Annotated in this window: 19 protein-coding genes; 10 read left to right on the top strand and 9 right to left on the bottom strand. The window is 62.2% G+C overall.

What is annotated here, in order from left to right; all coding sequences use genetic code 11:
* Nucleotides 1–135: 135 nt before the first annotated feature.
* Nucleotides 136–1,026: an SDR family oxidoreductase gene (locus NKJ08_RS19105; protein ID WP_352782687.1), complete on the bottom strand. Its 891-nt coding sequence runs from the start codon at nt 1,024–1,026 to the stop codon at nt 136–138.
* 137 nt (nt 1,027–1,163) lie between these two features.
* On the opposite strand from NKJ08_RS19105, the gene NKJ08_RS19100 reads away from it, so the two are divergent.
* On the top strand, nt 1,164–1,574 hold the full coding sequence (locus tag NKJ08_RS19100) for a winged helix-turn-helix transcriptional regulator (protein WP_352524411.1): 411 nt from the start codon (nt 1,164–1,166) through the stop codon (nt 1,572–1,574).
* Nucleotides 1,575–1,646: 72 nt separating this feature from the next.
* Nucleotides 1,647–2,882 (top strand): FAD-dependent oxidoreductase, encoded by a 1,236-nt coding sequence (locus NKJ08_RS19095; protein ID WP_352782686.1) that lies wholly within the window; start codon nt 1,647–1,649, stop codon nt 2,880–2,882.
* Here NKJ08_RS19095 and NKJ08_RS19090 read toward each other — a convergent pair.
* Entirely contained in the window at nt 2,830–3,555 is a 726-nt protein-coding gene (locus tag NKJ08_RS19090) for a glutathione S-transferase family protein (RefSeq protein ID WP_352782683.1), read from the bottom strand. The genes NKJ08_RS19095 and NKJ08_RS19090 overlap by 53 nt on opposite strands.
* 1 nt (nt 3,556) lies before the next feature.
* On the bottom strand, nt 3,557–3,862 hold the full coding sequence (locus NKJ08_RS19085; RefSeq protein ID WP_352470198.1) for a Rieske (2Fe-2S) protein: 306 nt from the start codon (nt 3,860–3,862) through the stop codon (nt 3,557–3,559).
* Between the two features lie 100 nt (nt 3,863–3,962).
* On the opposite strand from NKJ08_RS19085, the gene NKJ08_RS19080 reads away from it, so the two are divergent.
* On the top strand, nt 3,963–4,415 hold the full coding sequence (locus tag NKJ08_RS19080) for a MarR family winged helix-turn-helix transcriptional regulator (RefSeq protein WP_352776618.1): 453 nt from the start codon (nt 3,963–3,965) through the stop codon (nt 4,413–4,415).
* A gap of 37 nt (nt 4,416–4,452) precedes the next feature.
* On the opposite strand, the gene NKJ08_RS19075 is transcribed toward NKJ08_RS19080, so the two are convergent.
* Nucleotides 4,453–4,881 (bottom strand): anthrone oxygenase family protein, encoded by a 429-nt coding sequence (locus NKJ08_RS19075; RefSeq protein WP_352776619.1) that lies wholly within the window; start codon nt 4,879–4,881, stop codon nt 4,453–4,455.
* A 157-nt stretch (nt 4,882–5,038) separates the two neighbouring features.
* Here NKJ08_RS19075 and NKJ08_RS19070 point away from each other — a divergent pair, with 157 nt between their 5' ends.
* The 5 genes from NKJ08_RS19070 (at nt 5,039) to NKJ08_RS19050 (ending at nt 9,505) form a co-directional block, all read left to right on the top strand.
* A complete protein-coding gene (locus NKJ08_RS19070) occupies nt 5,039–5,692 on the top strand; it encodes a TetR/AcrR family transcriptional regulator (RefSeq protein ID WP_352524417.1) in 654 nt (217 codons plus the stop codon).
* Between the two features lie 22 nt (nt 5,693–5,714).
* Nucleotides 5,715–6,734 (top strand): ketol-acid reductoisomerase, encoded by a 1,020-nt coding sequence (ilvC, locus tag NKJ08_RS19065; RefSeq protein WP_352782679.1) that lies wholly within the window; start codon nt 5,715–5,717, stop codon nt 6,732–6,734.
* A gap of 155 nt (nt 6,735–6,889) precedes the next feature.
* A complete protein-coding gene (locus NKJ08_RS19060) occupies nt 6,890–7,864 on the top strand; it encodes a DUF3592 domain-containing protein (protein ID WP_352776621.1) in 975 nt (324 codons plus the stop codon).
* Between the two features lie 503 nt (nt 7,865–8,367).
* The gene (locus NKJ08_RS19055) at nt 8,368–8,889 is read left to right on the top strand and encodes a hypothetical protein (protein WP_352776622.1); all 522 of its coding nucleotides are present in this window, start codon (nt 8,368–8,370) and stop codon (nt 8,887–8,889) included.
* A complete protein-coding gene (locus NKJ08_RS19050; RefSeq protein ID WP_352776623.1) occupies nt 8,882–9,505 on the top strand; it encodes a hypothetical protein in 624 nt (207 codons plus the stop codon). The genes NKJ08_RS19055 and NKJ08_RS19050 overlap by 8 nt, the downstream gene beginning before the upstream one ends.
* A gap of 11 nt (nt 9,506–9,516) precedes the next feature.
* On the opposite strand, the gene NKJ08_RS19045 is transcribed toward NKJ08_RS19050, so the two are convergent.
* From NKJ08_RS19045 to NKJ08_RS19035, 3 genes are all read right to left on the bottom strand, one after another.
* Nucleotides 9,517–9,801, bottom strand: a complete 285-nt coding sequence (locus NKJ08_RS19045; RefSeq protein ID WP_352524423.1) for a PilZ domain-containing protein — start codon at nt 9,799–9,801, stop codon at nt 9,517–9,519.
* 188 nt (nt 9,802–9,989) lie between these two features.
* Nucleotides 9,990–10,574 (bottom strand): BA14K family protein, encoded by a 585-nt coding sequence (locus NKJ08_RS19040; RefSeq protein ID WP_352782674.1) that lies wholly within the window; start codon nt 10,572–10,574, stop codon nt 9,990–9,992.
* Between the two features lie 50 nt (nt 10,575–10,624).
* Complete coding sequence (locus NKJ08_RS19035; protein WP_352776625.1) at nt 10,625–10,762, bottom strand: hypothetical protein; 138 nt, start codon at nt 10,760–10,762, stop codon at nt 10,625–10,627.
* On the opposite strand from NKJ08_RS19035, the gene NKJ08_RS19030 reads away from it, so the two are divergent.
* Together NKJ08_RS19030 and NKJ08_RS19025 are read left to right on the top strand one after the other, a co-directional pair.
* A complete protein-coding gene (locus NKJ08_RS19030; protein WP_352776626.1) occupies nt 10,761–11,873 on the top strand; it encodes an endonuclease/exonuclease/phosphatase family protein in 1,113 nt (370 codons plus the stop codon). The two genes, NKJ08_RS19035 and NKJ08_RS19030, sit on opposite strands and share 2 nt — an antisense overlap.
* Nucleotides 11,874–11,880: 7 nt before the next feature.
* Entirely contained in the window at nt 11,881–12,597 is a 717-nt protein-coding gene (locus tag NKJ08_RS19025) for a hypothetical protein (protein ID WP_352782670.1), read from the top strand.
* 11 nt (nt 12,598–12,608) lie between these two features.
* Here the strand turns inward: NKJ08_RS19025 and NKJ08_RS19020 are convergent, their stop codons facing one another.
* Both NKJ08_RS19020 and NKJ08_RS19015 read right to left on the bottom strand, forming a co-directional pair.
* Nucleotides 12,609–12,851, bottom strand: a complete 243-nt coding sequence (locus NKJ08_RS19020) for a hypothetical protein (RefSeq protein ID WP_352524430.1) — start codon at nt 12,849–12,851, stop codon at nt 12,609–12,611.
* Between the two features lie 101 nt (nt 12,852–12,952).
* Nucleotides 12,953–14,170, bottom strand: a complete 1,218-nt coding sequence (locus NKJ08_RS19015) for an ABC transporter permease (protein WP_352782667.1) — start codon at nt 14,168–14,170, stop codon at nt 12,953–12,955.
* Between the last annotated feature and the right edge of the window lie 34 nt (nt 14,171–14,204).

Raw genomic sequence — 14,204 nt, 5'->3', positions numbered from 1 at the left:
GGGGGGGGGCGGGCGGGGGGGCGTTGGCCACTATTATTTTCCACAACCCCCCGGCCCGGGTGTCGTTGCGCGCAACACAGGGGCCATGCACAACAACGGGCCGCGCCCTCCCAGGGGCACGGCCGTTTGTCAGGCTCAGCTCACCAGAGCCGCCTTGTTTGCTTCAAGAAATTGCTTCAGCGGCTGCGGCTTCCTGCCGGACAGCGTCTCGACCGCGTCGGTCACCATGCTGATGCGGCCGGAGCGGGTGTTGGTGTCGAAGGAAACGATGATGGGGGCGAAGGCTTCGGGAACGCCGGCTGCCTTCAATCCCTCGGTCAGCGCTTCATCCGAAAGCTGGACGACTTCGATCGGCTTGCCGGTAACCTCGGCGACGAGACTCGCGATCTCGGCGACCGTATAGGCCTGCGGACCCGTCAGCGTGTATGTCGTGCTTTCGGTTGCTCCCGAAGCGAGGCCGGCGGCGATCGCCGCTGCCATGTCGTCGCGCGCGCCATGGGCAATGCGGCCGTCTCCAGCGGATGTGTACCACTGCCCCGAGGCGATGGCGTGCGGCAGCGCCATGAACAGGTTCTCCTGATACCAGCCGTTGCGGAAGATGGTGTAGGGAATACCGCTCGTCTTGATCGCCTGCTCGGTGCCGTGGTGATCGGGTGCAAACAGCACCGGCGATCCTGGCTCCGGATTGGGCATCGATGTGTAGAGCAGATGCGAAACGCCCGCGCTTTTTGCGGCGGCGACCGCGGTCTCATGTTGCTTCAGGCGCTTGCCGGGAAGGGCGAGCTCGTCCGTCGAAATGATCAGAACCCTGTCGGCACCCGTGAATGCACTGGCCAGCGATGCCGTGTCGTCGAAATCGGCCGCCCTGATGGTGACGCCGCGCGCTGCCAGATCGGCGAGATTTTCCGGATTGCGGGTGGCGGCGATGATGCGCTGAGGCGAGACCTTGAGCGTGTCAAGCAGATGATTGATGACGCCGCGGCCAAGCTGGCCGGAGGCGCCGGTGACGAGAAGGGTGTCGGTCATGAGATGTCCTGACGTTGCGCCGAAGCGGCGGGGTGCATAGGTAAGTCTCAAAAAGAGACCAGCACTAAAATAAGAATTGACCGACCCTCGTAAAGAAGGCAGTTTTGCGGGAGGTAGGCACACCCAGGGAACCAGCCATGGACGGCAGGATCGTCAATCTGAGATCGAAGCTCGAGATCTACAAAGCCGGCAACGGTGGCGCAAAGCTTGCGGATTGCCCTATTCGCGATGTGATCCAGGGCATCAGTAACAAATGGAGTTCGCTGCTGATGATGGCCTTGGCCGAGAAGCCGTACCGCTTCGGTGAATTGCGTCGGTTGGTGCCCGATATTTCACAGCGCATGCTCACCCAGACGTTGCACGATCTGCAGCGCGACGGCTATGTGCATCGCCAGGTGTTCCCGACCAAGCCGCCGAGCGTCGAGTACAGCCTCACCGATCTCGGGCGCTCGATGTTCGGACCCTTGCATCAATTGATGCAGTGGGCCGAGCTCAACCACGGCGCGGTGCGTGAAGCGCGTGCTGCCTTCGACGCTGCCGAAGACTGAGCCTCAACGAACACGGCGGCTTGATTTAGGGACAGCGCTAAAGGATTGTCCGGCCTGGATTGGGTCGGGCAAATGGGCAATTCTCTGGATATCGCGATTGCCGGTGCCGGTCCGGCTGGACTTGCCGCCGCGCTCTATCTCAAGCACGCCGGGCATCGGGTTACTGTCTTCGAGCGCTTCGAGCAGCCAAAGCCGGTCGGGTCCGGGCTGATCCTGCAGCCGACCGGGCTGACGGTGCTCGCCGATCTCGGCCTGCTTGAGGACATACTAGCGCTAGGCAGCCGCATAGACCGCCTGCATGGTGCTGACGCCAGATCCGGCCGCACAGTGCTCGACGTCCGCTACGATGCCCAGCGCGGCGGCCGTTTCGGGCTGGCGGTGCACCGCGCGGCTCTGTTCGGCGTGCTTTTCCGCGCCGTCCGGCGCCAAGCGATCACCATCGAGACAGGTATCGAGCTCGAGACGCTGGAAACTGGCGAACGGGCAACATTGGTCTGCGGCAACGGACGAAGGATAGCGCCGTTCGACCTGGTAGTGGATGCCAGCGGTTCGCGCTCCAAATTGCGGCAGTGCGTGAACAATCCGGGCGAACCGCGACCGCTCGCCTATGGCGCGTTCTGGGTCTCGCTCGGCTGGCGTAAGGGTTTCGACGAGCATGCGCTGCTGCAGCGCTACGACAGAGCGAGCGTGATGATCGGCGTGCTGCCGATCGGCCGGCCGGAACCGGATACTGAAAAGATGGCGGCATTCTTCTGGAGCGTGAAACCGGCGGATGCCGAGCAGGTAAGGGCAACGGGCCTCGAGGCATGGAAGGCGAGATTGGTCGGGCTGTGGCCTGAATGCGCGGCCTTCACCGACCAGATCGACAATTTCGACCAGCTTTCGCTGGCGCGCTATGGCCATCACACGATGAAGACGCCAGCCGGACGGCGATTGGCTGTTATCGGCAATGCGGCGCATTCGACGAACCCGCAGCTCGGGCAGGGCGCGAACATGGCGCTACTCGATGCAGCAGCGCTCAACTACGCGCTCATAGGAACGGATCGTATCGATACTGCGCTGGAGGCTTACGTCCGGGCGCGGCGATGGCATGTGCGGGTCTTTCAGGTGCTGTCGCTGCTGCTGACGCCGTTCTATCAGTCGGATTCGACCGCGATGCCGTTCGTCCGCGACAGGCTGGTGGCAACGCTGGCGAAAATTCCACCGGCGCCGCTGTTTCTTGCTTCCATGGTTACAGGAACGGTGATTGATCCGTTCAGGCCGATCGGGCTTGCGGAAGCGCTATGGCCGGATCGTTTTGGCGAATGAGTTTCGAAAGGTGCGAGCCCTTCGCCTGCAGGAATGCATGAAGGCGTTGCGGATAATCGGGAGCGACCGCGCCCTTCACGGATGGGCGTTTGCGCAACACCTCGCGCCAGGCCTGGACATGCGCCCTTCCGTCCAGGATGCCGAAATCGCCGATCCGGTCGAAGACGTCGAAATAGCGAAAGATCGGCCCGTAGACCGCGTCGACCAGTGAAAAACGCTCGCCGTCGAACCATGGTCCAGCCGCGCCATTCGCCAGTTCCACTTCCAGGCGATCGAACATTGCCGACAGAGCCTCGCTTTCCTCAAGAAAGGCGGCTTCGGTGAGTGCTGAATAGAAGCGGCCGATGGCATTGAGGATTGCCGAGCCGAATTCGATCCAGGCACGATGCCGGGCGCGGGCGTAGGCACCGGTCGGATGCAGCGGATTGGTCTGGGTTTCCTCGAGGAATTCGAGGATGACGAGCGATTCGAAGATCACCGTTTCCTGGCCGTCATGCTCAACGCGAAGCAGCGGCACCTTGCCAAGCGGCGATATTGCCTTGAACCAGCCAGGCTTGTTGGCGAGATCGACCGCGACGCGCTCGAACGGCACGCCCTTTTCGCGAAGTGAAATCGCCGCGCGCTGCACGTAGGGACAAAGATGGTGGCTGACGAGAGTGAGCCTGTCGGTCATCTCACTCTCCCCAGACATAATTCAAGGCGCCGTCCTCGACGCGGGTGGAGAGGAACATCAGGCGGGAGCCCTTCGGCGCTGGGCCTTCGAGGCGATCACCGTTCGCCATGTCGAACGAGGCGCCGTGCCATTGGCAGACGAGCTTGCCGTCCTTGCAGTCGAGCGGGCCACCGAAATGCAGGCAGACATTGGCGGCGGCGCGGATACGTTCGCCGCTGCGGTAGACATGGACCTCGCGGCCGAAAAATGGAGCGATCAGGCTGCCTGTTTCCGGAATGTCGGCGATCTTGCAGATTTCATGCTTCATCGGAATTGCTTCTCACGATTGATGCGACCGCATCTATCTAGATGCATTTGCATCTATCGTCAAGCTTGATGCAATTGCATCTATCGCTTATGCTGCAACCATGACCGGGATTCCTTCACCGCCAGCCATCAAGGCCTGGGCCCGCCTGATGCGGGTTTCGCGCCAGCTGTTGGAAAGAGCAGAGGACGCGCTGAAGGACAGTGGCTTGCCGTCGCTTGCCTGGTACGACGTCCTGCATGAGCTTGCCGAGGCAGGCGAGGGCGGATTGCGGCCGTTCCAACTCACCGAGCGTACCCTGTTTGCGCAATACAACGTCTCCCGGCTCCTGGCGCGGCTCGAAGCCGACGGGCTGGTCGAGAAGCTCAGGGTTGCCGATGACGGCCGCGGGCAAACGGTCCGCATCACCGGCAAGGGGCGCGAGACGCGCCGCCGCATGTGGGCCGTCTACGGCCGGTCGATCGCGGGGCTGGTCGGCGCCCGGCTTTCCAATGATGAGCTCGACGCGCTGTCAGTTCTGCTTGGGCGGCTGCGCCATCCGGCCGTCATGGAGTGACACACCTTCGTGCCGAAGATGGCGCGGATCTGCGAGGTCAGGCACTGCCCCAGAGAAACGCCAGCGTCGCCAGAACGCCAAGCCCGACGCGGACCAGATGCAGATTGCCCCATTTGACGATCAATGTCCGAGCTTCAGGATTGAGGGTGTTCGCGTCCATCGCCTCCAGCAACCGATTTGCGGGCATCATCACCAGCAGCGTCCATGGCCAAGGCAGGATGATCAGCACTGCGCCGGCCAGATAAGCGAGATTTCCGGTCTGCCACCACGCGACGAGGCCCAGAATACACGCGATGACGGCGATCGAGGCCTGCATGGCGGCGCCGCGCTTGTAGGAAGGCTGCCATTCCTGCAGCAATGCTTTGTCCTCGAGGCGAAGCCGCGCCGGCTGTTCGGCGACGCTGACATAGATTGCGGCACCCGCGAACGCCGCGGCAACGGTCAGAGCAAGCAATCCGGCGAGCATCGTTCGTGTCTCCCGTGATGCCCCCGTATGGAGCGCGTTACAGAAATAAGGGCTTGCGCCGGGTCGGGCAATACGCCATAACGCAGAACCGTAACGTACGGTACGCCTTCGAGTTCGTGTCTGAACTGCGGATGAGTTTGCCTCCTGAGGAAAGACTGTGTTGCACGCTGTGAACGACATCGACACCAGCGAGACGCTGACGGAGCGGCAGAAAGCTGTGCTCGACGCCGCCCTTCGCCTGCTGGTCGAAGAGGGCGATCAGTTGACCATGACCGCCGTGGCGCGGCGGGCGAGCTGTTCCAAGGAAACGCTCTACAAATGGTTCGGCGATCGCGACGGGCTATTGACGGCAACGGTACAATGGCAGGCGTCCAAGGTGCGGGTAGTGCCGGTCGACCGCAAGGGGCTCGACCTCGCCTCGCTGACGGCAAGCCTCGAGCGCTTCGCTTCGGACTGGCTCAAGGTAATTTCGAGCGACACCTCGATCGCGCTGAACCGGGTGGCGGTCGGCCATGCCGGTTCGGGGAAGGACGATCTCGGCGCCATCGTGCTGGAGAACGGCCGGTTCGCGCTGGCCAGGCGGCTGAAGCCGGTGCTGGAAGCCGGCAGGCAGGCCGGGCTTCTCGAATTTTCGGACGCGGAGGCGGCATTCCGCACCTTTTTCGGACTGGTCGCCCGCGACGTGCAGATTCGCCTGCTGCTCGGCGACCGGCTGGAATTGACTGATGTGGCGATCGGCGGCGATGCCGCCCGGGCGACGCAGCAGTTTCTCGCTCTTCATGGAGCAAAAACCGGGCCGCAAGGCCGCTAAATCCAAAAGGGAAGGAAGAAAAATGCGTGTCTATTACGATCGCGACGCCGATCTCAACTTGATCAAGGGCAAGAAGGTCGCCATCATCGGCTATGGCAGCCAGGGCAGGGCGCATGCGCTCAACCTCAAGGATTCCGGCGTCAAGGATATCGCCATTGGGCTCAAGGCCGGCTCGGCGACCGCCAAGAAGGTCGAGGCCGACGGGCTCAAGGTGATGAGCGTGGCCGATGCCGCCAAGTGGGCCGACCTGATGATGATGGCTACGCCGGATGAGCTGCAGGCCGACATCTACAAATCCGAGATCGCGCCGAACATCCGCGATGGCGCGGCAATCGCCTTCGCCCATGGCCTCAACGTGCATTTTGGCCTGATCGAGCCGAAAGCTTCGGTCGACGTCGTCATGATCGCCCCGAAGGGGCCAGGCCATACGGTGCGCGGCGAATACCAGAAAGGCGGCGGCGTGCCGTGCCTGGTCGCGGTCAACCAGGACGCTTCGGGCAATGCGCTCGATTTGGCACTCTCCTACGCGTGCGGCGTCGGCGGCGGTCGTTCAGGCATTATCGAGACCAACTTCCGCGAGGAGTGCGAGACCGACCTGTTCGGCGAGCAGGTTGTGCTGTGCGGCGGTCTGGTCGAATTGATCCGCGCCGGTTTCGAAACGCTGGTAGAGGCCGGCTACGCGCCGGAAATGGCCTATTTCGAATGCCTGCACGAGGTCAAGCTGATCGTCGACCTGATCTATGAGGGCGGTATAGCCAACATGAACTACTCTATCTCGAACACCGCGGAATGGGGCGAATACGTCTCGGGCCCGCGCATCATCACCGCCGAGACCAAGGCCGAGATGAAGCGCGTGCTGAAGGACATCCAGACCGGCAAGTTCACCTCGGAATGGATGCAGGAATACCGCGCCGGTATGTCGCGCTTCAAGGGCATCCGCCGCAACAACGACAGTCACCGAATCGAGGAAGTCGGCGCCAAGCTGCGCGCGATGATGCCGTGGATTTCCAAGAACAAGCTGGTCGACAGGGCCAAGAATTAAAATCGCAATTTAGTAATTGCGTAAAGCGGCCGGCGGAGCGATCCGCCGGCTTTTACGTGAAGATGTGCTGGTTACAGGATTTTGACCAGGCGCGTTATTCTCACCGTCGTGGTATGCCTGCGCGGGGTACGGCACAAATTGCCTGGGGGTGAGCGTTGGAACTCAAATTTCTGTTGATCGGGTTTGCCTGCGCGGTTGCCGGCATGCTCTCCCTCGTCACCTTCCTGAAGTGGAGGGAGGTGAGGGCGGTCAGCCGCTGGTCTCCGACGCCGGGAAAGATCGTCTCGTCGCGAGTCGAGGCTCGCGAGGTGACCAGTTCGGGATCCGGTTCGGACAGCAGAGGGTCGACCGAGATGCGCAACTTTCCGGCGATCACCTTCGAATACAAGGTGAACGGCAAGAAATTTCGCAGTTCGCACTACAGCGTGCGGGAGAACCTTGGAAATTTCGCCGTAGCGGAAATCCTTGCGCGATTTCCAAACGGGGCTGGCGTAACCGTCTTCTACAATCCGGCCGATCCAGCCAAGGCCGTGATCGAGCGCACTATGCCCGACGGCTCGTTCAAGTTCATGGTCCAGCTTTCGGCCGGGCTGGTGGTTGGCGCGCTCGTCCTGGTCTTCTCCGTCGGCGGCGTCCTGGAGGCGATCGGGCCGCATTTGCCCAAGCCGCAGAACCTCGGCGCCGCGGCGCTGCTGCTTGTCATGGGGCTGTTTATCCTGCGCATGGGCTTTGCCCAGAAGTCGCTCGCCGAACAGGCGGCCAAATGGCCTATAACCACGGGACGTATCGACGCTTCGGGCCTGCAGAAATTTGAAGCCCGCGCCGGAGGCAGCGGCTATCGGCCCTGGCGCACAGTTTTCAAATCCCGCATCGTCTACAGCTATAACGTCGCCGGCCAGCGCTACGCCGCCGATCGCATCGCTTTCGGCGCAAACGTGACGGCCTCGCTGCCAAGCCTCGTCAGCGGTCAATCGCAGCGCTACCTCGAGGGCGATAAGATCGAGGTCCACTACGATCCCGCCAATCCGGCTGCAGCGGTTCTCGAATGCAGGGTGAGCGGGCTTTGGCTCCTGTGGGTCTGCGCCGTTGGCTTCCTCGGTGGAGCCGCGCTGCTCATCGGGGTGATCTAGTGCTGAAGCTGCTGTCCAAGACGCTGTAGATCCAGAGGAAGAGGACACCTGTCGTCAGCATCTGACAAGAACTCCGCTGTCGAAGCCAGGCCATGTCAATCTCACCGTCGCCCCGTCGACCACAACATGGATGACACGTGAGAACGGCTCTTCGGCCGACGGGTCAGAACCGTAGCATTGGCTGGCCCGCGCCACCCAGCCTGTGGGTGTCTTGCGAAACGTTGCGTGTTCGCAGCCGAGAGCAGGGACCGACAGTGCCTCGGGGTACAATGCGTAGACAGTCTGGCGTTGAACATCCGCGACGGCAGTACAGTTCGATCTGTCCCCGGACCATGTGCCCACATAGGGTTCCGCGGCGAAGGCGCGGCCGCACAAAAATGCGCAGATCGAAATGATCATCATGGAATTTCGCATCACCGATTTCTTTCTTTCGACCATGACCTTGGGCCATGCTAAAGCATCGATGCTCAAACTTCACAATGATGCTGCTCCAAGGAACTTAAATGATCATCCGCAAAGCAGCAGCTATTTTTCTGAGCATGCTGAGCCTGTTGCAAGCGGCGAACGCAACAGAATGTTCACTCAGCCACGCGACCTATCGCGAGCCGCGATCAGGGGCGACGATACAATTCCGGCCAACCGACAACGAGCCGGCTGCGCTCACGACGGAGGTCTTTTCGCTGATCGTGCCGAATACCGACATTCGTCTGCCGTCGGACATCACCTGGACCAATGGCAAGCAATCGTTTCCTGTGGGCACGATCCGGCACACCTGCACCGACGATGATCGCGAGGCGGGTCTCGAGGACGGCACCGGACTGTGCAGAGTGTGGGACGGGCAGGTCTATGCGTTCAACGCAGGCGGTGCCGAGCAGTTGAGCTCCCGCGAGGCCTCGCCGGCACCGACAGGGTTGCTGTTGCCTGACTTCGGCGCGATTTTTACCGAATGGCCCGATTTCGCCAAAGCCAATCCCGATGGTTCAGCCTGGGATGCCTTTACCTTGACGGGTTGCAGCGATGAATAGCAAGAGACTGCCGGCTTGCATCTGCGCCCTGCCGGTCCTTATGGCCATGGCCACCGGGGCTCGTGCCGACCAAAGCAAGCCGTCGCGTCCGCCTGTCGACAAATGCACCTGGGAACGGCTGGCGGACAGGGATGTCGGGCTTGCGGCCTGGGTGCAGCGCTGTGATTTCGGTTTTCGCCAAATCCATTTCGAGCTTGGCGGCAATGCTCTTGCCATCAAATACAGCGACGGCGGCCCGGCCGATCCCGTCGTCGAAGTCTTCGATATGCTGCCCGGCGAAGCCGCTGACGCTGCGTTGGGACGTATATTCTCGCAGAAGACGGAAAAGGCTATCAGCACACGTTGCGTGCTCATGCCTTACACCGAAGGGGCCGCGCCCGCGGGAACCATGCGATACGTCTTCAGTCCCGATGCCGCCTATCGCGAGGAATTGAAAGCCGTTGCCGACCCTGACGAGGTCGGCGAACCACCGTGCGGCGAATGGGGCGAAGCCCCGGACGGCATCCAGTATTTCGAGGTGCAATCACCCGAACTGCGAAAGCTTCTATTCGTTCGCGTCGGCCAGGAAGAGCCGCTGTTTGACGAGCAGACGCTGCAAATCCTGCCACCTGGATAAAGCCGGGAATCTCAGCCGTAATGCCAGCTGGGCTTTGGTTGGGTGCCGGTGAACATCACGCCGATGCGGTCATCACGGCGCCAGCGGACCACCGTCTTGTAGGCGATGCCGTCGGTCGGCACATAGAGCAGGAACTCGTCGGGCACGCGCGCGTCGATCGCGACTTTCAATTCGGCGCCGCCGGCATGCATGTTGCGCAGCGTGCATGTGACCTCGGAATTGGTCATGCCGGTCAGGATCGTCGCGCCCTTGAAGACGCGCTGCCGGTGTTTGTCCCTCTGTTCGTCCTCGGCCATCGCACGCAATCCCTGGCGATCGTCGCATCGCGGGTGGTCTGATCGCCAATCATTAGGCCTGCCTGATAAACATAGCGTTATCATCGGCAGAGCTGCGAGAATTATCGCGACTTTTGCCGGAAGCGGATGGCAGCCCAAATAAAACGGCGCCGCGAAGCACGGCGCCGGATGATCTGTTGTCGGCCTGCTCAGCTATAGGGCGAGTAGCATTGCTGGCGCGGCCCATTGTAGGGCTGGAAAGTGTTGTCCCAGGCGCGGTACGACCGGTAGCGATTGTAGCACCATTGGACATGCGCGCTGGAAAGCCGCTGTGTCCGGTAGTAGCGCCGCGGTGCGGGGGCATCGTAGTAGTTGTTGTTGTTGTATAGGCTGCCGAGGCCAAGCCCTAGGCCCAGCCCAAGAATCGCGGCGCCGGCACCATCATCGTAGTAACCGCCGCGGTAATGGCGGCGGTGATGGCGCCAACGCCAGCTGTCATTCCAGTCGCCATTGTCCCAGTGTCTTGAGAAATGACGGCCGCGGAAATTGTTGGACCGCCATCTCCAACCATCGTCGCCGTGCCATTGCCGAAAGCCGCGATTGCGCCAACGCCAGATCTGCCTGTCGTTGCCGCCTGCCCAATCTTCACGAATTTGCACGATGTCGGCGGCATTGCCCGCCACCGGCAGCAGAGGTTTGGGCATTGGCCCGGCAAGCGAGGGGGCCGAGAGGCCGGCGATCAGACCGAGGGCCATCAGCCCGGATCTGACAGAAGATAAATAGAGCGGTTTCATCGCACTCTCCGAAGATTCAGGCCCCACGCCCAGAATACCCGGGGAAGGGCCTATTGATGGAACTTTCCATCTGAACGGAAGATGAACAAAAAGGTTCCGTCAACCTTAGCGAGCGCGCGATCAATCAGAGCCGCCTGATTTCTGCGCCCTTGTTTTCGGGCGCGCTTGCGGGCAAAGGTCAAAGCCATGTCGCTGCGCCTTGCCACGTTCAACGTCGAAAACCTGATGAACAGGTTTGATTATTCCGGATACCGCAATCAGCTCAACGAAGATCGCACGCTCGCGCTTTTCGACATCCAGAGCGAGGCCGAATACAAGATGCTCGAGCAGGCGCGGGCCATCGCGCAGTCCGACGACACGCGGCAGTTGACGGCGCTGGCGATCGCGGCCACCCGCGCCGACATCATCTGCATGCAGGAGGTCGACAATATCGAGGCGCTGAAGGCCTTCGAATATGGCTATCTGTTCAAGATGGTGGGGCAAGGCTACCGGCAGAAATACACCACCGCCGGCAATGATTCGCGCGGCATCGACGTCGCCGTGATGATGCGCAACGAGACCGCGCAGGGCCAGCCGATCGAATTCGTGCGCATGACCAGCTACGCCTATGTCACGTTCGAGCAATTCGGGCTGCACACGGCGGAATTGGCGGCGCTTGGTCACCAGGCCAATGAACGCATCTTCCGGCGCGACTGCCTGGAAGTCGATCTGACGGTGGCTGGCGCGCCGTTGACGCTGTATCTCGTGCATTTCAAGTCGATGGGCTCGCCCCGTAACGGCCTCGACGGCCGCGAGGCGACAATGCCGCTGCGCATCGCCGAGGCGCAGGCGGTGCGCCGGATCATCGAGGAGCGCTTCGGCAAGGACCATGCCGCCGACAAGCGCTGGGCAATCTGCGGCGACATGAACGACTACCGGCAGCGCGTGAAGATCACTGGCGATGTTTTCGACGGCCATCGCTTCGAGGTCATCGACGAGACCCGGTCCTGCATCGACGTGCTCACTGCCGGCGGTTTTTGCGAAAACGCGGTCGAGCGGCGGCCGGAAATGGACCGCTGGACTTTCTATCACACGCGCGGACCGGAAGAGCGGCATCTCTGCCAGCTCGACTACATCCTTTTGTCGAGGGCGCTAGCCAGGCAGAACGCCACCGCCGTTCCCGATATCATCCGTAACGGGCAGCCTTGGCGCACCATATTTCCGGCGGGCCAGGAGGTCGAGCGCTTCCCACGCGCCGGGTGGGACCGGCCGAAGGCATCCGACCATTGCCCGGTAGCAATTGCCCTCGACATGGCGTGAGACAGGCGTGAGTTTCGATCTGCCGCGCAACGTCATCCTGCCGGTCGATGCCATCGACGTCAGGCTCGATCCCGGCCCGCATCCGTTCGAGCGCGATAATGCCGAGGCGATCGCGGCGAACTGGCGGCGTGAGACCGCAGCCAGGCCGGCGCTTTTCGACGGCACCGTGGTGCTGCTTTCCGCACTCAGCTACCGCGACAATCGCCTCGTCGGCCGCTGCCATGCGGTGCGGTATTCGACCTTCATGCTTTGGCGCAGCAATAGACAGGTGCCTGGCGCCGAACATGCCTACGCGCACGCCATGCTGGTCGCTGGCGACAATGCGCTGGTGGCGATCCGCATGGCGCCGCATACGGTCAATGCCGGGCGCATCTACTTCGCCGCCGGTTCGTTCGAGCCCACCGATTTCCGCGACGGCCTTGTCGACGTCGACTTCAACATGATCCGCGAGGTACGGGAGGAAACCGGGCTCGATCTATCAGGCGCGACACGCGGCAGGCGCCACTACGCCCTGTCGACGGCAAGCGGCACGGTGATCTTTCGCCGCTACCGCGAGACGGCCTCCGCCGACGAGATCGCGCAGCGCATCAGCGACTTTGTCGCCACCGAGCCAGAGCCGGAAATCGAAGGACCCGTCATCATCCGCAATGCCGCCGACCTGCCGGACGGGCTGATGCCGCATATGGGGCCGCTGATAGAGTGGCATTTTGCGAGCAGGGATTAGAACATCCGACTCTAACGTCGCGACCTGCCTTCAATGGCCTTGCGGTCGTTGCGGGCGGCGACAAAATACAAGAGCGCGCCGAGACCCAGGAGCGCGCCCATCGCCGTTCCCATCGTCTGTCCAATAACCTGCTGGAAGTCAGGGGTGACGCGATCGGGATTGTCCATCCCATAACGGATCAAATTCCACCAAAGCCCTGCCAAGGCGGCTTCGACGATCACCATCGCCAGAGCCAGTCGCCCTTTCTTGCTCATCCATTATTCCCCCCTTATCCCCAACAGCATTGCTATCATTGCAGATTGTGCCCCGACAAGGGCAGGCTGCATAAAAAATTGGCAGCGTCTGGAGGCGCTCTCTACTCGTGCCTCAGCGCATCGATCGGGTCGAGCCGGGCGCCGCGCAGTGCCGGGAAGAAGCCGAACACCATGCCGATCAGTGCGGAAAAGCCGACGGCAAGCAGGATGACCGCCGGGCTCGGCGCAAACGGGATCGTCAGCGTCACCGAGGCGAGGCCGGCCAGCGCCAGGCCGATCAGGATGCCGATGATGCCGCCAAGCAGCGACAGCACCGTCGCCTCGACCAGGAACTGGATGAGGATGTGCTTTTCGTGGGCGTCGATGGCGAGCCTGATGCCGATCTCGCGCGTGCGCTCGGTGACCGAGACCAGCATGATATTCATGATGCCGATGCCGCCGACGAGCAGGCTGACGCCGGCGACGGCGCCGAGCATGCCGGTCATCGTGGTGGTGGCGCTGGCCATGGCGTCGGCAATCTGGGTCATGTCGCGGATCGAGAAATCATCGTCACGGTCTGGCGTGATGCGGCGCGCGTCGCGCAATATGTCCTCGACGCGCTGCTGCAGCACCGTGGTTGGCGTACGGTCGTCGGCGGCGACATAGATCGATTCGATGTCGCGATTGCCGGCAATGCGACGCTGATAGGCCGCAAGCGGCATCAGCACGACATTGTCCTGGTCTTGACCGAAGCCGGTATAGCCCTTTGGTTCGAGCAGGCCGATAATCTTGCAGGAGGTGCGGTTGACGCGGATGATCTCGCCTTCTGGGTCGCCCGCGCCGAAGAACTGCTGGCGCACCGTCTCGCCGATGAGGCAGACGCCGGTGCCCGAGCGGGTTTCCGAATCGCTGAACGGACGGCCCGAAACCAGCTTCCAGTCGCGCGCATCGAGATAGGCGCTGTCGGTACCGGTGACGCCCGAGGTCAGGCTTTCGGTGCCGAAAATGACGCGCACCTGTTTTTGCGAGGCCGGCGAGACCGCGCGCGCGCCGTCCAGATGCGCGACAAGTGCTGCAAGATCCTTGTCGCCCAGCGGCCGGACTACCTGGTCGAGCCCTCCCGGTCCGCCGGGCCCGGCCGGGCGGCCGGAACGGATGACGAGCAGGTTGCTGCCGAGCTTGGAGATGTCGGACTTGACTTTCTCGGTGGTGCCCGAGCCGATGGTCAGCATGGCGATGACGGCGGCAACACCGATGACGATGCCGAGCAGCGTCAGGAACGAGCGCAGCACGTTGCGGCGGATGGAGCGGAGCGAGAGGCGGACGGTTTCCCAGATCATGAGCCTGATCCATCCCGATAGAGCCGGGATGGGG

The organism is Mesorhizobium sp. M0244, from assembly GCF_040321795.1.
Classification (GTDB): Bacteria; Pseudomonadota; Alphaproteobacteria; order Rhizobiales; family Rhizobiaceae; genus Mesorhizobium.
This window is presented reverse-complemented; position numbering and strand designations above follow the sequence as displayed.